Source organism: Algoriphagus sediminis, from assembly GCF_030403435.1.
GTDB lineage: Bacteria > Bacteroidota > Bacteroidia > Cytophagales > Cyclobacteriaceae > Algoriphagus > Algoriphagus sediminis.
In genome coordinates, this window is the sequence record NZ_JAUEPH010000003.1 from 168,960 (window position 1) to 191,138 (window position 22,179).

The window sequence follows — 22,179 nt, forward strand, 5'->3', positions numbered from 1 at the left end:
TTTAACTAAGTCTATTTTTAGGAGTAAAAAGTTAATTGAATCAAAGCCTCATTCGAAAAACTTTACCCTCGGTCTTACTCATAATGTAAATATTACCTTCAGCATCTTTTCCGAACTTTAGGTCTACTCGATTCCCTTCTCCTACCATTTCCGCAAGTGTCATTTCCTGGCCATCGACCATCACTTTCCAGGAATAAATGGTAGGTCTGGGGTTTTCATTGAAATTTGCATGAAAAAGACGGCCAGAAAGTATATCTCCAAAAATGAGGTTTCCAGATAAGACCCCTTCATCCACAAAATAACCAGCAAAAATCGCTGCTAGCTCATCATGCTCCATTTGAACAATAGGGTAGGTCACATCTAAACCTCCATCTCCTTCCTTTAAGGGGAAAATCTCTCTAAAATTCCCATATGGATTGATTTCAAACGTTCCTTCGCGGAATGGCCAACCATAAAATTTCCCTGGTTCAATTCGATTGATTTCCTCAATAGTATGCTGGCCAATATCTGTAGCATAGAAATTACCTACTTGATCCCAAAACAGTCTGTTAGGGTTTCTAAAGCCATTTGCATAGACTTCTCCGGCTTTGCCTTCCTGTCCAAAAAACGGGTTTACTTCCGGTATTCCATACTTTCCATTATCACTATTCCTTCCCAGTGGATCAATTCGCAGAATACTGCTGTATAAATCGCTCCCTTGATTATATGAAATATTAGCAAACCCTTGTTCTACGGTTCCTCCGTCACCAAATCCAATATAAAGCAATCCATAATCCTCTTCCCCTTTTTTTGCGGTGGGATTAAAAGCCAGTTCTTGCATTCCATGTGCCTGAGAGGGAATATCTATCCTTAATAGCTCCCGAAACTCTCCCTCAAAAAGGGTAGACTCTGGCTCTTCATTTTTCCATTCGGTAAGTACCCACTGCATGAAAACTTTCAGGCTATCAGTGTACCCAGTATCAGGAATAGCCGAACCTCCCGGCTCAGTATGTGCAGTATAAAAAAGGCCGTTTTCAAGATAATCTGGGTGAAAAGCAAAACTTCCAAGTCCCGTTCCCCAGCCTGGTTTGCTGACGAGTTTGTCCATTTTGTCCTTGAGATTAAGGAATAGCTTTGGCTCTGAGCCTATCACCTCATAAATACCGACTCTTTGATCATTAATCATCAATCGGTCTGTTCCTGGGATTGGCTCCATTTTGGTCATCTTGGCCAAGGGAGGAACGGTATCCGAAGCAGGCAACTGGAAAAACTCCTCAATCTCAATTCGAATTCCTGAATCTTCTATTCCTTCTTCAATCCAGTTTTTATTTTCCAAGAGCGCCACCTGTTCAGCAGGGGTAGCAAAAGTGTGCATGTAGCTCAATAAAGCATCAAGGTCTGGCTCACTTAAGCTTCCAAAAGCAGGCATGGGTGTCTTATAGGTTGCCAAAAGTGCTAAGGCCCGCTCATCCTCATCATCAAAAAAAGCAGAAGGGTTCTTGATAAAACCTTTAATCCACTCAGAGTCAACTTGTCTCGTCAGCCCACTTAAGTTCGGCCCAATGGCATTGTCCTTAAAATTATGACAAGTAGAACATTGGTTCTGGAAAATGGCTTTACCAGCCAATATTTGATCCTGAGCCTGAGAAATATCTGCACCTATTTTATTTCCCTTTGGCTGGCAGGCCACCATTGTGATTAACAAACAAAAAATATAAAGACTGGTAGTTTTTCTGGAATTACGCATAAAATAAGGCCTTGGAAAAATATATCAATTCTTTGCATGAATAAGAAACCCTTGGTTAACAGGGCTATTCCTCTGGTACAAATTTCCCATAAACAGCGTCCTTAAAATTTTTGTGCAAGCCAATCCCATCGTAAGGAAAAAGTTGTACAAATAGGACTGCTACCAAATCATTTTTGGGGTCAACCCAGAACAAGGTACTTGCTGCTCCATCCCAGAAAAATTCACCTGGGATTCCATTAATCTCCTCAGCGCGTTGGGGAGCTTCTGTCCTTACCGCAAAATCAATCCCGAACCCGACTCTACCTTTAGAGGGTAGCCAAGATCTCTCAGTGATAGAGTCTGGAAGATGATTGGTAGCCATCAGCTCAATCGTTTCGGGTTCCAAAATTCGGGTTCCGTTGATCTCTCCTTTCCGAGCTAACATTCGAGCGAATGTCATATAATCATCTATGGTGGAAACTAAACCAAACCCTCCAGGAGTGAGCGGCCATTTATTAAAATTAAATCTATTGGCGATGGAATCAGGCGTAGGCTCTAACTGCCCTTCTCCCGTGCGAGTGTAAGCCACTGCCAGTCTATCCCGCTCGTCTTCTGGCAAATAGTATTTGGTCTCATCTAAGCCCAAGGGGTCTAATACGTTCGCCCTTAAGTATTCTCCATAGGGTTGACCGGAAATTCTCTCAACCAAAAAAGCCTGAACATCCACCGAAAGACCGTACTCCCATTGAGTCCCCGGATGAAACCAAAGAGGTGTTCTTCCCATTTTCTCAGCCATCACCGTAAGAGTATTTTCAAAACTCCGGGCATCTACTTCCGCCATTATTTCACTTAAACCGGGAATATCATTACGATTGGGGAATCCTGCCGTATGCCTGGTAATATCCCGGATGGAAATGGGCCGGTCTGCATCCACTAGAATCATCTCTCCATTCTCATCCACACCCTCATAAACTTTCATGCCTGAAAACTCCGGCGCATATTTTTCAAGAGGATCATCCAGATCAAACTTCCCATTTTCCCAAAGCTGCATCAAAGCTGTTCCTGTGATGGGTTTAGTCATGGAATATATTCTCACAAGCGTCTCCCGATCCATAGGTTTTTGATTTTCCCTATCGGCAAAGCCAAAGGCATTAAAATATACCTCTTTATCATTTTCAAATATCAGGGCCGAAACCCCGCCAACATTTCCGGTATTGACATAAGATTGAAGAGTAGAATCTATGCGTGATTTTACCTCTTCATTAACGATAAAATTCTGATTGACCGGCTCATTACAAGCCGAAAGAAAAAGGGTCAGGACCCCTAAATAGAGGATTCCCGAGCGATTAAGAACCATTATAATTGAATTAGGATGGGTATGTGTTTACGTAGTTTCTCCTGTAATTTAGCCATTTTCAAATAAGGTCTTAATGGCCTATCTGGGATTCTCAGGTCTGAAAATTTTTCAGAAATCATTTTCCGTGATAATTCCCACTAAGTGACCTTTATCTAAAACCGGTAGACAACCTATTGCCTTGTCTTTCATAAGCCTTTTTACCTCCTCCAATGGGGTAGTTGGTTCGGTCACATATATTTCATTTACCATCACATCTGCCACCATTGTGCTTGATGACATTCCCTTAATTTTTCTGAGATGACTCCAGGTAAGAAGACCGCAAATTTTTCCCGATTCATCCTCCACTGGAACATGATGGATGTTTTTCCATTCCATAATTTGCTTGGCAAGCTCAGCGGAATCATGTTTTCCTACCCTAAAAAGCAAAGTACTCATCGCATGAGCGACAAGGGTTGGTTTCGTAACTTTCTTTATTTTTTCTGCTTCCGGCCAAAGGTGAACCGGAAGCCCGCTATCCTCAAAAACCTGAAGGTTCTTCACCAGACTTAATAAGGCATCATCCTGTTTACAGCCTTCTTTAAGTTTTCTGAAATTATTGATAATCCATTCTGAGCCTGATTGACCATTAAGTCTTCCTCGGATTACTTCAAACAAGCGTATAATATCACTTTCATCCACCCCTGCTTTTTGCAACCCATCCTCTGCAATTGGGAGAAACTCCTCTAACATTAAGTCCTCAATGGTAACTTTCTTACCAAACCAAAACATCTGGGCTCTTCTTCCTACCCTTGCGGCATTCACAAAGTTTGACTTAACATCCCTAAAACTCATTTTCTCACTGCTGTTGTCATACTTCTCCGGTCGACCCAACATTAAGCCAACCCAAAGTGCCATATTCGCCATTTCGTCTATCGCCGTGGGCCCTGCCGGGATATATCGGTTCTCTATTCGTAAATGAGCCTTTCCTTTACCTACACCGTAACACGGCCGATTCCATCGATAAATTGTACCATTGTGAAGGTTCAGCGCATCAAGTTTTGGGGTTTCTCCGCTTTGCGCCTTTTCAAAAGAGTTTCCTTCAATTTCCTTTCCAAGGATAACCCTGTGATCTGCTATCTCATTTTTAAAATAGTCCACTATGGTACCCTTTGCCCAATCTCTACCAAAGCTCACTCTGGCCAATTGCTCTTTTAAGGCAAAAGTAGTAGGCCTGGAATCAATGCTTTGCTGGAAAAGGCCTATTCGGGTTTCGTACCAAAGCTCTCTGCCCAATAGCAGCGGAGAGTTTGAAGCTATTCCCAAAAGTGGTCCCGAAATGGCCTGAGCCCAGTTATATGCACTTTCAAAATCATTGGGGTCTATTTGCAAATGCATTTGGAAACTGGTATTGCAAGCCTCAAAAAGAACATTTTTATGTTTTATGGATAATTCATCAACACCTGCCAGATAAAGGGAAAAGTCACCCTGTTTCAATTCTTTTAGCCTTTCATTGAGTGCATGATATCGGGGGCTAGGAGTCATATAATCTTCCTCCAACTCCCTCTTGGTGATGGTAGGAAGGATACCAGTTAGAATGATCTGAACTTCTTTTTCTTTTCCTTTTTCCTTGGCTAGCTGAAGCAAAGACTCAAGTTGATTTTGCATTTTAGTAAAGGCATCACCCTTGAGTTCAAAAGGATCCAGATTTATCTCGAGGTTGAAAACAGCAAGCTCAGAAGTGAAATGCTTATCGTTCACAGCCTCTAGCAACTCACTAGCACAGGTAGCAGGTCGTCCTTCCCGGTCTACCAAACAAAACTCTTGCTCTGCACCAATTCGAGTAACTCCTTTTTCAATCTTTCCATTATCTAAAAGGTATTCTAGAGCAGCTAAATCTTCTAGAAGCTGTGCAGATAGTCTTGCTTTTTGTACGTCGGTGAAATTCTGTTGAATAGATTGATCTCCCATACCTGCGAAAATAGGCGTGTCCTTGGTTAAGCCTGCTGCTAGCAAGCAACAAATGAAATGACTTTAATCAGCTTACTGTACCACGTGATGCGGAGAGTTCAAATAATGTTCTACTAAAATGTCTCTGCCAAAATCACCCTCGAAGTCTCGCCAAACCGTGTGAACATGATTTGCTCCATTTTGGGAATTATCAAATTCAATCAGAAATGATAATCCCTGAACCCGATAATAATGTGCTGATCCTAATTCTTTCGCGCCAACCCATCCAAAATGGATATGATCAAAACCTTCATCTTGAATGACTTTACGTCGTTCCTGATTTAGCTTATTGGGCAAGGCACTTAGATATAGATCAATGATTTTAATCAAGGCATCCTGTTGCTTGGAATTCAATTCCTCAAAACTCAACCCTACAGGATCAAGGGGGTCCACGACCGATTTATTTATGGTAACTATTTCCCTATAGGACTCTTCCCTAAAAATAGCTTTCTCCAATTGTTCCTCCGACATGCTGTTTATTAAAGCAAAACCGAGATCCTCTTCCTCCTTAAGTACTCGCTCACCTTCTCGTGGCCCACTTGGGATTCGGGCAGGATTAGAACCGAAAAACCTGGGAGTCGCAGTTACCTTGTCACCGGCTATGGTATAATTCAAGGACACGTGATGTCCTTCAAAAGACCAGGCCCAAACATCATCATTCAAGGGGTCTCCATAAAATGCCAAATGATAGTTTTCAGGGTTTCTCAAAACTGAGTCTCCGGAAAATTCCCGAAGGACAGCCTCCAGACCCATTATTGCCTTTGTTTTTTCCAGCCCAGACTTAGACAAATAACTTTGAAGCAATGCGAAAAGCTTCTCTCGTTGGTCTTCAGAAAGGTCTGAAAATACCAGGCCTTCTCTTTCATACATGGTTCCAGGAAAAAAGTGCCACTCTGTCTTTGCTTCATGATTGAAATCAAGCAAAGCCTTGGCCTTTTGGGTTTCAGAAAGAGAGTTCAGAAATGATTCAACTGGCTTATCCCGAAAAGAAAAAAACACGATACACAGAATGGATACAAAGCCAAGAATGATGATAGAATACTTTTTCATAGTGATGGATGTGAAAGATGAAAAGCTAACTGGTATTTCTAAGCTACACATTTTCAAACAAAAAAGCCCCTAACCCAAAAGGGCCAGGGGCTTTCTCTCTATCAATTAACTAATCAAAATGGATACTTCCCTTCAGCGATCATAAAGTCAGCGACTTGTCTTCTCAGAACTTTGGTATTTACCAATGGGGCCTTTGTATATCTCTTCAAACCCATCAACATTACCTTCTGCTCATCACCAGAAGTGAAGGAAGCAATTGCTTCTTTCGCAGCGGCTGTAATTTTATCAATCGCTTCGGATAAGTAAACCTGAGTCATTGCAAGCTGGTTTGCTACTGCCTCTTCGCCTTTAATTCCTGCAAGCTTTTCTGTTCTAAGAACAGCTGATTCCGCCGCATAAATTTCGATCATCACATCCGCAAGATTCATCATTACTTCTTGCTCGTCCTCGATTTTTTCCTGAAGGGCCATTGCAGCTTTTCCACCCACCATTAAGAAAACTTTCTTAAGGTTTTTCAGCACATCTTTTTCCTGAGCCAGGAACTGGGAGTTGTCAATACTTCCGAAAGACGGAACAGACGTCAATTCTTTTGATACCGCCATCGCAGGTTCAAAAAGATTAATCTCTCCTTTCATGGCTCTTTTCAAAAGCATACCAACCATGAGCATTCTGTTAATCTCATTGGTTCCTTCGTAAATTCTGGAAATTCTGGCATCACGATAAGCTCTCTCCATAGGTGCATCTGCCGAATATCCCATTCCGCCATACACCTGGACACCCTGATCCACTACATAATCCAAAACTTCAGAACCATGGACCTTTGCGATAGCACATTCTAGGGCAAATTCTTCCACACCCTTAAGCTTAGCCTCGTTTTCGGCCATTCCTTCAGCTGCCAGTTCCGCAATTCTTTCTTCAATATCCTGCCCAGCCCTATAGCAAAGTGACTCCGTCACAAACGTCCTGATAGCCATTTCTGCAAGCTTCGCTTTGATCGCACCAAATGAATTAATGCTGACTCCAAACTGCTTACGCTCGGTAGAATATTTGATAGCCTGAGTAGTGACTGTTCTGGTTCCACCAAGAACTCCAGCACCCAATTTAATCCTACCGATATTCAAGATGTTTACTGCAATCTTAAATCCGTTTTGTCTTTCGGAGAGCATGTTCTCAACCGGTACTTTACAGTCATTGAAAAACACCTGGCGAGTGGAAGAACCCTTAATACCAAGCTTCTTCTCTTCCTCATTCATGGTAATTCCACCAAAATTTTTCTCTACGATGAAAGCAGTCAGGTTTTTATCGTCTTCGATTTTGGCGAAAACAATGAATAGGTCTGCAAAGCCAGCATTTGAGATCCACATTTTCTGACCGTTAATAAGGTAGTGTTTACCATCTTCGGTCAGTGTTGCTTTAGTCTTTCCGCTGTTTGCGTCGGAGCCCGCATCAGGCTCAGTCAAGCAGTAACAAGCTGCCCATTCGCCAGTCGCTAGTTTAGGCAGATACTTTGACTTTTGTTCTTCATTGCCATAGTATAATATCGGGAGGGTACCTATTCCTGTATGCGCACCATAGGTGGTAGAAAAGGATCCTGCTGCACCAATAATATCTGCGATGAGCATAGAAGTATTAAAGCTCATTCCCATTCCACCATATTCCTCTGGAACGGAAATACCCAAAAGCCCCAATTCACCTGCTTTTCTAAAAATAGAAGGAACAAGATCAGGGTTTTTCATGCTGTCAATCTCTTCAATATTTGGATGAATTTCCGTATCGATGAAGTCCTGACAGGCCTGAGCCATCATTTGCTGCTCTTCGGTAAACTGCTCAGGAATAAAGACGTCCTGAGCCTTTGATTCTTTGATTAAGAACTCTCCACCATTGAGAGAATCTTTTGCTACACTTTCCATTTTCTTTTTATCTAGTTTTCGAGTTTAAAGGAGTTCATATACTCCAGCTACACCCTGACCCCCGCCTACACAGGCAGTGACCATTCCATACTTCATATTTTGTCTTTTCATTTCATTGAAAAGCTGCACAGAAAGCTTCGCTCCGGTACATCCCAGTGGGTGACCAAGAGCAACAGCTCCACCATTTACATTTACAATATCAGGGTTCAAGTCCAGTGCTTTAATCACCGCTAGCCCCTGAGCTGCAAACGCTTCATTCAATTCGATCAATTCAATATCCTTAAGCTTCAGTCCCGCCTGATCCAATGCTTTTGGCACTGCTTCTTTAGGACCAATACCCATAATTCTAGGGTCAACACCTGCTACCGAATAAGACATCATTCTGGCGACAGGCTCCAAGTTCAGCTCTTTTACCATTCGCTCAGACATCACTACCACAAAGGCTGCCCCGTCACTAGTTTGAGAGGAATTACCTGCAGTAACCTGTCCTCCTTGTTTGAAGGCTGGTCTTAATTTTGCCAATCCTTCCATGGAAGTTCCCGGTCTCGGCCCTTCATCGGTATCCACGGTAAATTTTCTGACTTTCTTTTTTCCATCTCCATCCAAGAATGTTTCCTCGACTTCAACTGGAACAATTTCGTCTTTAAATTTTCCTTCGGCGATCGCCGCCAAAGCCCTATCATGAGATCTTACAGAAAATGCATCTGCTTCTTCTCTGGTGATTTCATATTCGGCTGCCAATTCCTCCGCAGTAAGACCCATACTCAAATAATAGCTAGGGTGCTCAGAGGCTATCTTCCAGTTTAAAGCCGTTTTATATCCCATCATTGGGACCAAAGACATGGACTCTGTACCACCAGCAATGATACAATCAGCCATACCTGCATTAACTTTGGCGGAAGCCAAAGCAATAGCTTCTAATCCAGAGCCACAATATCGATTTATAATGAAGCCTGGGTTATCAATACCGAGTGCCAAAAGGGAAATCATTCTTCCCATTTGCATTCCCTGCTCTGCTTCCGGTACAGCATTACCTACGATCAAGTCCTGAACATGAGATGTTTCAAGACCCGGTGTATTTGCCACCAAATGCTTGATTACGTCAGCAGCAAGATCATCAGGTCTATAGAATCGAAACCCTCCTTTTTTTGCCTTTCCGACTGCTGATCTATATCCGTTTACTATATAAGCGTTCATAATTTTTTATTTAGAATTTGAAGTTTTAAGGAAAAAATCAGTTTCTGAGAGGTTTGCCTTTGAATAAAATACTATGGATTCTCTCCAGCGTTTTTTGCTCTCCGGTAAGACTGAGGAAAGCCTCCCTTTCCAAATCCAAGAGGTATTGTTCAGAGACCATGGTTGGTGCTGACAAGTCCCCACCTGACATTACCCATGCCAACTTCCTTGCGATTTTAGCATCATGCTCGGAGATGTAAGCCCCATATCGCATTCCTGTTATTCCTGCTTCGAAAAGTGCCAGAGAGCTCTTTCCAAGGACCTTGATATCCTTTTGCTGAACTGGCTGAGTATAACCTGCATCGTAAAGTTCGATTACTTTGGCTTTTGCTTCAGCCAGCTGCCTTTTTCTATTCAGGGTGATTCCATCGGTCGGCCTTAAATAGTTAAGATTCATTGCCTCATTTGCAGAGGTAGCAACTTTTGCCGTGGCAATATTCATGAAGTATTCCTGCAGTTGATTCATTTCTACATCTCCAGCTATCAAGCTGTTGGAGAATCGAAGCGTCATTTCCTTTGTTCCTCCTCCTGCAGGGATCAAACCAACACCTACTTCCACTAAGCCCATATACAGTTCTGCATGTGCCTGAATATGATCGGAGTGAAGCGACAGCTCACATCCACCTCCCAAAGCCATATTATGCGGTGCGACTACAACAGGAACTGAGGAGAACCTCGCTCTCATCATAGTATTCTGGAAGCCAGCAATCATCAGGTTTATTTCGTCAAAGTCCTGATCACCGGCAAACATAAATAGCATTGCAAGATTTGCTCCTGCGGAGAAATTGGCCCCTTCATTTCCAATGACGAGCCCTTTGTAAGACTTCTCAGCCATGGTAATAGCGGTATTAATTCCTTCTACTACTTCTTGGCCCATGGAATTCATTTTAGTATGGAATTCCAGGTTGATTACATCATCACCCATATCATAGATAGTGGCCCCAGCATTTCCCCAGACTTTCTTACCTGCCGCTTTAAGAGTATCCAGAATGATGAAATCATCTGTTCCCGGTATTTCCTTGTAGCTTTTGGATGGAATATCGTAGTAAAGTTTCTTCCCGTTTTTCACTTTGTAGAAACTTTCAAATCCAGCCTCAAGCATTTCGAAAACCCAATCGGCTGGTTTTTCTCCAGCTGCTTCCATTTTCTCAGCTGTCTCTTTAACTCCGAGAACATCCCAAGTCTCAAACGGCCCAAGCTCCCAACCGAATCCTGCAGAAACAGCCTGATCAATTCTATAAAGCTCGTCTGCGATTTCTGGAATTCTGAATGAACAATATCGAAGTGAATCATAGAAAGTAGCTCTATAAAACTCTCCGGCTTTATCATCGAAATTGACAAGTAGCTTTATTCTTTCTTTTAAATCTTCAACTTCCTTGGCCGCTTCGAGTGATTTAAACTTTGGCTTTTCTGCAGGCTTATATTCAAAAGTTTCAAAGTCTATCTCCTTGAGTTCTTTTCGTCCATCTTTATGACGAATCATTTTGAAGTAACCTTGGCCTGTCTTATCTCCAAACCACTTATTGTTATAAAGGACTTCTACGATTTTTGGAAGTTTGAACTTATCTCTTGATTCATCATGAGGAAGTACTTTGTACAAGTTATTCGCCACATTTACGGTAGTGTCTAGACCAACTACATCCATTGTTCTAAAAGTTGCTGACTTGGCTCTACCAATTACAGTACCTGTAAGCTTATCCACTTCAGAAACACCCATTCCCATTTTTTCAATGGTATGCATGGCTGAAATAATGGAGTACACACCGATTCGATTCGCGATAAATGCCGGTGTGTCTTTACATAAGACAGTTTCTTTTCCAAGAAACTTATCTCCATAATCCATCAAGAAATCAACGATTTCAGGATCTGTTTTCGGACCTGGAATAATTTCTAGAAGTCTAAGATATCTTGGAGGATTGAAAAAGTGTGTTCCCGCAAAATTAACCTGAAAGTCTTCGCTTCTACCTTCGCACATCATATGCATTGGAATGCCTGATGTGTTTGAGGTAATCAAAGTCCCCGGTGTCCTATACTTTTCTACTTTTTCAAACAATTGCTGCTTGATGTCAAGCCTTTCTACTACGACCTCAATAACCCAGTCATAGTCTTTAATTTTAGGAAGGTCGTCATCAAAATTTCCTGTAGAAATTCTACTGGCAAATGCTTTATCGTAAATGGCGGAGGGATTAGACTTTAATGTGCTGGCTAATGCCTCATTCACGATCCGGTTTCTGACGACAGGGTTTTCTTTCGTAAGTCCTTTTTTGGTTTCTGCTTCATTCAGCTCAAAAGGAACAATATCCAAAAGAAGAACTTCCACACCTATATTGGCAAAGTGACAGGCGATTCTGGAACCCATAACGCCTGAACCCAATACGGCAACTTTTCTAATAGTTCGCTTCATGATTATTTTGGCTTATACTCTTTTAAAATTCAATAATTGATTTCTGTAATTCGGATACGTTTTCTGCCTGGACCTGATCGATGACCAATTGAATTTTCCTAAATACTTCGAAAAAATTATTCAGCTCCTCCTCGCTTACAATTTCCCTTACCTGCTCATTAAAAAGTTTAATGGTGCTGACGGAAATTTCCTTTTTGCGTTTTCCCTCTTCGGTCAAATAAATTCGAACAGACCGTTTGTCTTGCTCATCCGGCTTTTTATAGATGAGGTCTTTTTCTTCCATGGTTTTCAGCATCCTGGTCAGACTCCTGGTTTCTAGACCTAACTTAGGAGCAATCTTCGTAGCTGGTGTTCCATCCTTAGAATTAATGTTGATCAGTACAAAACCGATAGCAGTGGTAAAGTCCTCCTTTGCGGCTTGCTGATTATACATCCTGGAAATGGCATGCCAGGCACTTTTAATATGGAAATCAACGGTCTCTTCTCTCTTCATTTACTTTCAGATCTCAAAAGAAATCTAAAGTAAAAAAATTTAGTATGCATGCATACAAAAATCGAAAAATAATTATGCATGCATCACAAATTAACTACCAGTGAATGATTAAAATTCAGAATATTATTTTATAAATATGCTTAAAAACTAAGAAAACGAAACAAAATAGATTATTTGCTCCGTTTTCCGTATGATCTATTGTCCCTAGGTATTGGGACGTTTTTGATCCAAATCAAATATTAAGCTGCGTACAGATCCTCAATCTCTTTTTGGTATTTTTCTTTGATTACTTTCCTTTTCAGCTTCATAGTAGGAGTGAGTTCACCACTGTCCACTTGCCAGACATTAGGTAGAAGTTTGAATTTTTTTATTTGCTCCCATTTTCCGAAGTATTTATTCAAACCATCTATTTCACGTTGAAACTTTTCAAGTATTTCTGGTTTCTCTATCATTTCAGAATCATTCGAATATGCAATTCCCTTATGCTTGCAGTAATCCCGAAGTCCTTCGAAACTTGGAACAATGATCGCAGAAGGAAATTTCCGGTTTTCACCTACCACCATAAGCTGTTCAATGAGTGCAGACTCTTTAAACTTATTTTCCATTACCTGTGGTGCTATATATTTTCCACCTGAGGTTTTAAACATCTCTTTTTTCCGGTCTGTGATTTTGAGATATTCTCCATCGAGCACTCCTATGTCCCCGGTATGGAACCAGCCATCCTTAATGACCTCAGCAGTCATCTCAGGTTCCTTGTAGTATCCCATCATAATGTTTGGTCCTTTCGCCAAAATCTCTCCATCTTCAGCGATCTTAACTTCTACACCTTCTATCACTTTTCCCACATAACCGATCCTCATATCTTCATGGGTACAAATAGAAGCTGTAATCACAGGTGAGGTTTCTGTTAACCCATAACCTTCACATATTTTGATTTCTGCTGCCCAAAAAACCCTGAGTAATCTTGGCTGCAAAGCAGACGCTCCCGAATTGATTTGTTGTATTTCTCCTCCCAGAGCTTCTCTCCATTTACTGAAAATGATTTTGTTGGCCATTTTTAATTGCCAATTATACCATCCACCTAAATCAACATTAGGATCATATTTATGACCCAATTCCAAAGCCCAGAAAAATAACTTCTTCTTGATACCAGTAAGTTCATAACCTTTGGCTACAATCTTATCGTAAATTTTCTCTAACAGTCGTGGAACTGTATTAAACATGTGAGGCTTAACCTCCTTTATATTTTCACCCAAAGTCTCGAGACTTTCAGCATAATAAACAGAATAGCCCGCAAAAAGGTAAGCAAAGGAAGCTGCTCTCTCATAGATATGGCAAAGCGGTAAAAAGCTGATTACCCTTGAAGTTCCTGGTGGAATGGTCCAGATCTTTTCTATGGCAACCATGTTTGACATAACATTTGAATGCTTCAGCATGACGCCTTTTGGTCGACCAGTGGTTCCAGAAGTATATATGATTGTAAAGAGATCTGATTCCTGAACTGCATTCTTTGAATTTTCAAGTTCCTGAAGATCTCCACCTTCTCCTGTTTTTAAAAAGTCTTCCCAAAAATCTACACCCTCCAGTTTCTCAAAACTTAGAATTCGTCTATCACCGGCCACTTTTGAAGCTTTGTCATATATCTCCTGATCTCCAACAAAAATCATTTTTACTTCTGCATGATTGAAGATATAGTCATAATCCTCAGAAGTAATGGTGGGATACATGGGTACAGAAACAGCTCCGATTTGTTGCAAAGCCAAATCCACAAAATTCCATTCAGGACAATTATTAGAAATGATAGCTACTTTATCCTTACTCTTGATTCCACCAGAAAGGAAAGCCAGACTCAAATTATCAACAATCCGTTTCAGATCTCTAGAAGAAAATGTTTTCCATTGTCCATTTTCTTTTTTTGCAAGACACACATCTTTATCATATGTCGAAATCTGATATGGAATCAGATCAAACAGCCTTTTAACTTCCATCTTATTTTGGGTTTTAATTGGTTCTATAATTATACCAAATAAGCATCATCGAACCAACAGGCATGTGGATTACCAACATGCTATTTATAAGAATAGAAATTTTAATTAAAAAATCTTATGATTATTACTAAGTGTGTGGAAATGTGGGAAACTTGAATGTTGTCTGAAACCCACAAATTGGGTAGATGTTTAAATTATTTTTCCCCAAGTTTTAAACATATAAAATATTGATAATCAGTTGTTTGTAAAGTTGTAGACATTTATTTTCTTTTTGTGAAAGTAAATTGTGTGGTTAAAGTGGAAGTGGTTAACTCTGGGAAACTCTGTTGAAAACTCTGCACTTATCCTCAGTTTCTGGATATGGAAGAATGCATCGTGAAATGGCTTGGGATAAAATGTCGGAAACTTAGATTTATGCCTTATTCTATCCACATAGAAAACCACATTATCCACTGGCAGATTAATTCAGTATTCCTGATTTAGGAATACTTTGGATGACAAGAGGACCAACTGTCCAACCCCCTCTTATTGTAATATCTTTGCTCTGAGTCTCAGGATCGAGGAAGTAATAAACCAATTCCGGCTGTCGGCCTGTGGCGAAATTAGGTGGATCCCATACTCCGTTTCCATTTGTATCCTCAATGACTCTTAACCTATAAATTCCAGGTTCAATAAGTTTGAATGAAAAATCCGCCTGATTGGATTGTTCTAGTTCCTTTATTACTTCTTCTTTGGAGTTGAGTAGTTGAATTATGAGATTGGTTGCTCCGGTATTTACACTCCCAGAAATCTCATCAGCGAGAGATTCCCTTTTCAATTTTCGGAAATTGGCTGTGATTGATTGGAGATTGTACTGATTTTCTACATCCTGAAATGTAGAGTCGGAGGCACTTAAAGTGAATATGCTTTGGTTTAAAGAATCTGGTACAAAAAGCTGAATTTGAAGTTGATCGCGTCTAAGGGAGTCCTTGAAACTGAGCATTTCTGGCGTGATTTGATAAAATTGAGCTGAGTCATAAACAACCTGTAATGAATCATAATTGATCGCTGCAAGGGGTTTACTGAAGGTTAAGTCCATTTTCAGGTTTTCGAAAAAGCTTTTTCCGGAAGCTACGGTCACTGATAACTCTTCTTTGGCTCTGTCGGATTCTTGGAATTTTGCCCAAACTAGGCTATCCACTGTCTGTAGTATGGAATCTGTGGCGAAAATTTGTAGGGATAAACTATCTGGAATGGTTTGATCTGAGTAAATCTTGACCCTATCATCATTAATCTTAAAGGATAGATTATAATCTGTACTGTGCTGCAGTGCAAAATCTCGTAAACCTTTATTAAAGACTAATTGATATGCGCTACCAGACTCAGTTGACCGATTTAGCTTAAACTCCCCTTGGTCAGATTTTGCCAGATTGAAATGGAGAAGCTTTTCAGTTTCTGGAGTAATGGTTAAGGTATCCTTGATAAAGGCGAAATTTTCGTTTTTCCCTTCCGCCTTTAAGGTATTGTTCTCGTCAAGCCATGCATAAGCAAGAAACTCTCCTTCACGAAGGTTTTCTAGCTGGAAGTTTCCTGTCGAATCGGCTTGTCCTATATAGTAGGGAGGGGAGGTAAAAAGATCTGTGGTGTCCTGAGTTCTATATAGCCCGATCAAAACATCCCGATAATTAGTGTTTCTATCTGGGAATAAAACGTTAACTCTTCCTTGTACAGTAAGGCTGTCTATTGTTGGTCCAGTTGAAAAAACTACTTTCAGGTTTTGTGCTGGATTGCTTTCTGAGGCATCTTGAACAGATTTTTGAAAATTGAAAACGTAGGTAGTATTTTCTTCTAGTTCCTGATTAAGGTCTACACGCACCCTGTTTTTTAGTGCTGTTGTAATTATTTTATCCTTATCCAGTCGTGGTGTGATAATGATGTTCTTGGAGGGATTATCCAGTTTTATATACTCATCAAACTCGATAATAATTTCTTCAGGAACCGTGTTAATAGACTGGTTTTCAGGATATTGTGAGATTATATTCGGTGGGTCTTCGTCAATCGGTCCCCCTTGAGGAGTGCTTTGTTTGGCACAGCCGAGAAGTAAGAGCAAACTCCATAGTGGCAATATTTTCGTTAATAGTTTCAAGACTTTTGAAAGTAATAAATATTACTAGAGTGTTGCCGATTCGAGTTTATTCTGGCCTTGGTGTTTGATTGAATTCCTGAAAGAAATGCTAACGAGTATTTGACAATGTTTGAGGTATTGGGGTTTTTGTATTTCTCCGAAAGTAAAGAGACGTAATAGCTATCAAAGACCAATGGCTCTGTTTCTATAAGGTTTAGATTGTAAATTTGAGCGAACTTTTGCATGGTATGATCAGTAAAATGATAGAGATGTCTAGGAACATCCCAACCGGCCCAAAAAGGTCCATATTTTTCTGAATCTAGGCTCAGCGGATTGGGAACTGCAATTATGATATACCCCCCAACTTTCAACCTCTTCAAAAGTTGATCTACTGTTTCTTTGAGATCGTGGATATGTTCTAGTACGTGGTATAAGGTGATTATATCAAATGAATTTTCGTCACACGAATCAATGGACTGGAAGATTTGGTTTGGAAGTTTGATCTGGGATAAAGAGAATGCTTGTTGATTTGGTTCGATACCGAATACGGTCCACCCATGTATATTTCCCTGATTGATAAGTTCGGCCGTTCCACAACCGTAATCAAGCCACTTTCCCTTTCGGCCAATCAGTTTTTCAAGTCTTTTGAGTTTGGTATTTATATTTCTGTCTTTGACCGTTTGGTAAATTTTTGATATTAAGTCTTTGCCTCCATCGGAATGGGAATAATACTCCTCAAAATCATAATAAGGGTGAATTTCCTGTTGGGATGGCCTTGGGTTGGTAAAAATTAAATCACAATCCTGACAGCGGTCAAGAGTGAAAGTTTCCTGACTAACTGCATGGTCGCTTATCTTTTTGTAACCCTTATGGATTTTATGACTTCCACAAAGAGGACAACTACCAAGTGTTTCAGACATTGTTAATTATTTGTCCAAATATACGGTAATGATGGATAGGTCAGCGGGGGATACACCACTGATTCTAGAAGCCTGGCCTAGAGTCTCTGGTCTGATTTTACTGAGTTTTTGTTTTCCTTCTGCAGAAAGTGCAGGAATTTCAGTGTACTGGAAATCAGAGGGTATTTTGAAATTTTCCATACTACTCATTTTCTCCACCATTTGGCGCTCCTTACGGAGATAGCTATCATATTTTGTGATTATTTCTACTTGTTCTAATACATCCTTGGCGTATGAAGAAAGGATTGTATTTGTTTGATTATCAAGGGTTTGAATATCAAAAATTCCTATATTTGGTCGTTTAAGCAACTTCTCTGCGGTCGTTTTTTCTTTTATGATAGCGGTATTAAGTTGTTGTAGTTTTGTATTGATATCATCAGGAGAAAGCTTGATTTTTGTTATCTGCTCTTGTAATTCCTCCGTAGCTTTTTCTTTAATTTTTACCTGCTCGAGTCGCTCTTCGCTCGCAAGTCCTAATTGATATCCTAAAGGAGTTAGCCTTAAATCAGCATTGTCCTGTCTTAAGAGAAGTCGAAACTCTGCTCTCGAAGTGAACATTCTATAGGGTTCATCGGTACCCTTATTAATGAGGTCATCGATTAGTACTCCGATATATGCATCCGATCTTTTTAGAATAAACGATTCTTCTTCTTGTACACGTCTCGCTGCATTAATACCTGCGAACAGTCCCTGACAGGCGGCCTCTTCATAACCAGTGGTACCATTAATTTGTCCTGCGAAAAATAGGTTGTCTACCAGTTGCGTTTCCAAGCTAAGTTTTAGCTGGGTTGGTGGAAAATAATCATATTCTATCGCGTAGCCTGGGCGAAACATTTTTGCATTCTCAAAACCAGGAATCTTTCGTAGTGCTTTGTATTGAATGTCTTCAGGTAAAGAAGTGGAGAAACCATTGACATATATTTCAACTGTGTTCCATCCTTCAGGCTCTACGAATATCTGATGTCGATCTCTTTCAGCGAAACGATTGATTTTATCCTCAATTGATGGACAATATCTCGGTCCGAGTCCTTGAATTCGTCCATTGAACATCGGAGATTTATCAAAGCCTTCTTCAAGTGACCTGTGAACTTCAGGGTTTGTATAGGTTATCCAGCAGCTTCTTTGGTTCTTTAGAGTGGTTGTTTCATGAGAAAAGCTGAATTTTTCTGGTTTCACATCCCCAAGCTGTTCTTCCATTTTGGAATAATCGAGAGATCTTCCATCTACTCTAGGAGGTGTACCGGTTTTCATTCGACCAGACTCAAAGCCTAAGTCTAAGAGCTGTTCGGTTATCCCATAAGCTGCGGACTCTCCAGTTCTTCCACCACCGAATTGTTTTTCTCCAATATGAATTAATCCATTTAGAAATGTACCGTTGGTCAAAACGACGGTTTTGGCTTTTATCTCCAGCCCCATTCCCGTTTTTACTCCGACCACTTTTTTATCCTTTACAATAATTCCCTTAACCATTTCTTGCCAAAAATCCACATTCGGCGTTTGTTCGAGGGTTAGTCTCCACTCTTCTGCAAACCTCATACGGTCGTTTTGACTGCGGGGACTCCACATCGCTGGACCCTTTGATCGGTTTAGCATTCTAAACTGAATCATGGATTTGTCAGCCACGATACCGGACATTCCTCCCAAGGCATCGATTTCTCTTATTATTTGGCCTTTAGCCACTCCACCCATTGCTGGATTACAGGACATCTGTGCGATCGTATTCATGTTCATGGTACACAATAAGACAGAAGCCCCTATTCGAGCTGCTGCATGAGCTGCTTCACACCCAGCGTGTCCAGCGCCAACTACAATTACATCGTATTTTTTAAACATTTCTTGAGATGTTTCACGTGGAACAAAAGATGATGTTCCACGTGGAACAGTTAAATGGATTCAAATAATTCTATTGCCTCAGTCTCTTTTTGCCTCATTACTTTCTTGTCTTTGTTTGATTTGTCATTATAACCAATCAAATGTAAGAGACCATGACTTATTACTCGTAATAGCTCAGTGTCGGGAATGGTTCCCAAAGTCATTGCATTTTCTTGAACTCTGTCTATACTTATAAAAATATCCCCTGAAATTTCTTCAGAGGCATCACTTCCATCAAATGTGATAATATCTGTATAAGTATTATGATTCAGGTATTGGAGGTTAATTTGTAGAAGGTAGTCGTCAGAGCAGAAAATGTAATTGAGGTCCGCAATTTTTTTATTACTCATTCCTGCAATTTGACGCAGCCACTTTTTGGTCTTGTTCCGATGTTTGTATCGAAATGATGTGTCCTCTGAAAAAAAGGAAATTGCCATCTTAATTCAAATAGAAACCAAGGGTTGCCTTGGTGCCGCCATTATCCAGCTTGAATTCATCGGTCAAGTGTTTGATTAGGAAAATTCCTCTTCCACCTGGTTTCTCAATATTTTCTGGTGCTGTAGGATCCTGTAAATTATCCTGATCGAAACCGTCTCCCTCATCTGTAATGATAAACTGTAAAAGGTCATCATCCATGATGAGTTCTAGGTGTACCGATTTTTGTTTGTCTTCTCGGTTGCCATGCTGTATGGCATTGCTTACACATTCGGTGACAGAAATCATGATGTTTCCATAGATGTCGTCATCGATTTGGAACTTTTCTCGGGCATTGTCGATGAAGCTTTCGACAATCTTAATATTGTCGATCAAAGATGGTATTGAAATTTTAATTGTTTTCATCGACTAGATATAATTAAACCTCTTTTAACTTAGATAATTTCTATTCTTATGGGACAATGGTCCGAATGCTTTATCTCTGGCAAAATTACGGAATCTTTTACTCTTGGTTTCATTGACTCAGATGTCATGTGATAATCAATCCTCCAACCCAAATTCTTGTTTCTTGCATTTGCCCGATAACTCCACCAGGTGTAATTATGGGGGTCGGAATTCATCAGGCGGAAAGAATCATCAAAACCACTTTCAGTCAACTTATCCATCCATGCTCTCTCTTCTGGTAAAAACCCCGAGCTGTTTTTGTTTGATACGGGATTATGAATATCGATAGCTTTATGACAGATATTATAATCACCGCTTACAATCAGGTTAGGAGTGGTTTTTAGAAGTGACTGCATATGATCAAACATCCCATCTAGAAATTCATATTTGAATGTTTGCCTTATGTCACCAGTAGTTCCTGAAGGGAAGTAAGATGAAACAAAGGAAAAATCCTCAAAATCCGTTTGAAGAACTCTTCCCTCAGAATCAAATCTTTCATGTCCCATTCCGTAATGTACTTTGACAGGCTTCAATTTAGTTAAAATTGCAACACCACTATATCCTTTTTTCTCAGCAGGGTACCAATAAATGTGATAACCAAGATCTTCGAACTGAGCGAGCTCTACCTGGCTTTCTAAGGCCTTAACCTCCTGTAAACCAATGATATCTGGATTTTCTGCTTTGAGCCAGTCTCTGAACCCCTTATTAATCGCAGCTCTAATCCCGTTTACGTTATATGATATGATTCGCATGTTTTTCAATCGAAGCTTTCTCCGTACTCTTTTTCAAAATAATCCAAAACCTGAATTTTTAGAAGCTTTTCCTGATTCAATAAATCAATGTGCGGGAGCTCCTTGATAAGTTTCCAATGAGGCCAACCCTCTTGGTCGATATAATCCAGTTCGTAAAATCCCTGGTAACTTAGAACTTTACAAATGGCAATATGCATTAAGTCCTGCTTTTGCTCTTTACTAAAAGTTTTCAGTCCCTGACCTAATTCTTGAACTCCTATAAGGAATAGAACTCCATTTAAGTCATTCGGTTTTTTACCTATGCTTTCCTCCAAAGCGAGTTTAAGCTTATTCCACTTTCTCTCAAAATCCAGGTCTCGCTTTATACTCATAATCTATTGAATGTCAAGACTTTCCCAATATTCTGTGGCTCTCCTTAGGTGAGGAATCACTATGGTCCCTCCAATAAGTGTTGCAATTGAAAAGACCTCAAAAACCTGCTCACGTGATAGTCCAAGTTCATGGCATTTACCAAGGTGATACCGCACACAGTCGTCACATCTCAAGACCATAGAACAAGCAAGCCCTATCATTTCTTTGGATTTTTTGTCCACACTTCCTTCAGAAAAGGCATTGGTGTCCAGATTAAAAATTCTTTTGAGAACTTTATTATCCTCGCCGAGAATTTTCTCATTCATCCGACTACGGTATTCGTTGAATTCCTCAGGGTTATTCATTAACTTTTTGTTGATATGGATTGCAAATATACTAGGAATATGGCCTAGACGAATACTAACTGTCCAATTGAGCTATGCGTTTATTTTTTATCAAAGATTTTTTAAATATTCTTTTCCCCCGGAATTGCATCATGTGTAAAAACTCCCTTCATGAGTTTGAGGAACATTTGTGTTTGACCTGTGAAGAGTCTTTACCGAGGACAAATTACGTTTTGCGGCCCGAAAACAATGATTTGGTACAAAAGGTAGAGGGTTTAACCAAGGTGAAGTCCATTGTTTCTTTTCTTCGCTTTACCAAATCTGGGCAAAGTCAAAGGCTCATTCATGAGATCAAATACAAAAATAGACCTGATTTAGCAAAACATCTGGGTCGACTTTTCGGGAATGAATTGCTGGCTTCAGGATATCCTCTGCCGGACTTACTTATCCCAGTCCCTCTTCATCCAAGTAAAAAGATAAGGAGAGGCTTTAATCAAAGTGAAATGTTTGCTGAAGGCATAAGTCAAAAAATCGATGTGCCGATTTGCTTGGCCTTGAAAAGAACAAAATTTACAGAAACCCAAACCAAAAAATCCCGAGCTCAAAGGATGGCTAATGTTGATGGAGTATTTGCTCTTGAAGAATCAGAGTTGGTGAAGGGAAAAAATGTGGCAGTAATTGATGACGTAATGACAACGGGAGCCACGCTGTGTGCATGCGGAAATGAACTTTTGGACAATCATGCAAAAAGTGTGAATTTCATGACCATAGCATCTGGAAGATAATTTC

Annotated in this window: 18 protein-coding genes; 1 reads left to right on the forward strand and 17 read right to left on the reverse strand. The window is 40.2% G+C overall.

The features are described 5' to 3' along the window. Positions 1 to 40: 40 nt before the first annotated feature. The 17 genes from QVH07_RS07275 to QVH07_RS07355 form a co-directional block, all read right to left on the reverse strand. A complete protein-coding gene (locus QVH07_RS07275; protein WP_289999501.1) occupies positions 41 to 1,726 on the reverse strand; it encodes a PQQ-dependent sugar dehydrogenase in 1,686 nt (561 codons plus the stop codon). A gap of 64 nt (positions 1,727 to 1,790) precedes the next feature. After that, positions 1,791 to 3,062 carry a serine hydrolase domain-containing protein gene (locus tag QVH07_RS07280; RefSeq protein ID WP_289999502.1) on the reverse strand — a complete coding sequence of 424 codons (1,272 nt, stop codon included), beginning with the start codon at positions 3,060 to 3,062 and terminating at the stop codon, positions 1,791 to 1,793. Positions 3,063 to 3,170: 108 nt separating this feature from the next. Beyond that, positions 3,171 to 5,054 (reverse strand): CBS domain-containing protein, encoded by a 1,884-nt coding sequence (locus QVH07_RS07285; RefSeq protein ID WP_289999503.1) that lies wholly within the window; start codon positions 5,052 to 5,054, stop codon positions 3,171 to 3,173. A 27-nt stretch (positions 5,055 to 5,081) separates the two neighbouring features. Then, positions 5,082 to 6,098, reverse strand: coding sequence for a DUF3500 domain-containing protein (locus QVH07_RS07290; protein WP_289999504.1), 1,017 nt, complete (start codon positions 6,096 to 6,098; stop codon positions 5,082 to 5,084). 113 nt (positions 6,099 to 6,211) lie between these two features. Then, a complete protein-coding gene (locus tag QVH07_RS07295; RefSeq protein ID WP_289999505.1) occupies positions 6,212 to 8,008 on the reverse strand; it encodes an acyl-CoA dehydrogenase FadE in 1,797 nt (598 codons plus the stop codon). 24 nt (positions 8,009 to 8,032) lie between these two features. Then, the gene (locus tag QVH07_RS07300; RefSeq protein WP_289999506.1) at positions 8,033 to 9,205 is read right to left on the reverse strand and encodes a thiolase family protein; all 1,173 of its coding nucleotides are present in this window, start codon (positions 9,203 to 9,205) and stop codon (positions 8,033 to 8,035) included. A gap of 37 nt (positions 9,206 to 9,242) precedes the next feature. Further along, on the reverse strand, positions 9,243 to 11,648 hold the full coding sequence (locus QVH07_RS07305) for a 3-hydroxyacyl-CoA dehydrogenase/enoyl-CoA hydratase family protein (RefSeq protein WP_289999507.1): 2,406 nt from the start codon (positions 11,646 to 11,648) through the stop codon (positions 9,243 to 9,245). Between the two features lie 22 nt (positions 11,649 to 11,670). Beyond that, positions 11,671 to 12,141 carry a MarR family winged helix-turn-helix transcriptional regulator gene (locus tag QVH07_RS07310; RefSeq protein WP_289999508.1) on the reverse strand — a complete coding sequence of 157 codons (471 nt, stop codon included), beginning with the start codon at positions 12,139 to 12,141 and terminating at the stop codon, positions 11,671 to 11,673. 239 nt (positions 12,142 to 12,380) lie between these two features. Beyond that, complete coding sequence (locus tag QVH07_RS07315; protein ID WP_289999509.1) at positions 12,381 to 14,129, reverse strand: AMP-dependent synthetase/ligase; 1,749 nt, start codon at positions 14,127 to 14,129, stop codon at positions 12,381 to 12,383. Between the two features lie 460 nt (positions 14,130 to 14,589). Continuing rightward, positions 14,590 to 16,254 (reverse strand): Ig-like domain-containing domain, encoded by a 1,665-nt coding sequence (locus QVH07_RS07320; RefSeq protein WP_289999510.1) that lies wholly within the window; start codon positions 16,252 to 16,254, stop codon positions 14,590 to 14,592. Next, positions 16,251 to 17,153, reverse strand: coding sequence for a class I SAM-dependent methyltransferase (locus tag QVH07_RS07325; RefSeq protein ID WP_289999511.1), 903 nt, complete (start codon positions 17,151 to 17,153; stop codon positions 16,251 to 16,253). The genes QVH07_RS07320 and QVH07_RS07325 overlap by 4 nt, the downstream gene beginning before the upstream one ends. A gap of 6 nt (positions 17,154 to 17,159) precedes the next feature. After that, positions 17,160 to 19,025, reverse strand: a complete 1,866-nt coding sequence (gene mnmG, locus QVH07_RS07330) for a tRNA uridine-5-carboxymethylaminomethyl(34) synthesis enzyme MnmG (RefSeq protein WP_289999512.1) — start codon at positions 19,023 to 19,025, stop codon at positions 17,160 to 17,162. Between the two features lie 50 nt (positions 19,026 to 19,075). Next, a complete protein-coding gene (gene ybeY / locus QVH07_RS07335) occupies positions 19,076 to 19,414 on the reverse strand; it encodes an rRNA maturation RNase YbeY (RefSeq protein WP_353890983.1) in 339 nt (112 codons plus the stop codon). Between the two features lie 88 nt (positions 19,415 to 19,502). Further along, entirely contained in the window at positions 19,503 to 19,904 is a 402-nt protein-coding gene (locus tag QVH07_RS07340; protein ID WP_289999514.1) for an ATP-binding protein, read from the reverse strand. A 29-nt stretch (positions 19,905 to 19,933) separates the two neighbouring features. After that, positions 19,934 to 20,695 (reverse strand): exodeoxyribonuclease III, encoded by a 762-nt coding sequence (locus tag QVH07_RS07345; protein WP_289999515.1) that lies wholly within the window; start codon positions 20,693 to 20,695, stop codon positions 19,934 to 19,936. Positions 20,696 to 20,700: 5 nt separating this feature from the next. Then, complete coding sequence (locus QVH07_RS07350) at positions 20,701 to 21,066, reverse strand: hypothetical protein (protein WP_289999516.1); 366 nt, start codon at positions 21,064 to 21,066, stop codon at positions 20,701 to 20,703. A 3-nt stretch (positions 21,067 to 21,069) separates the two neighbouring features. Beyond that, positions 21,070 to 21,411 (reverse strand): carboxymuconolactone decarboxylase family protein, encoded by a 342-nt coding sequence (locus QVH07_RS07355; RefSeq protein ID WP_289999517.1) that lies wholly within the window; start codon positions 21,409 to 21,411, stop codon positions 21,070 to 21,072. A 131-nt stretch (positions 21,412 to 21,542) separates the two neighbouring features. Here QVH07_RS07355 and QVH07_RS07360 point away from each other — a divergent pair, with 131 nt between their 5' ends. Then, complete coding sequence (locus QVH07_RS07360; RefSeq protein WP_289999518.1) at positions 21,543 to 22,175, forward strand: ComF family protein; 633 nt, start codon at positions 21,543 to 21,545, stop codon at positions 22,173 to 22,175. The last annotated feature ends 4 nt before the right edge of the window (positions 22,176 to 22,179 follow it).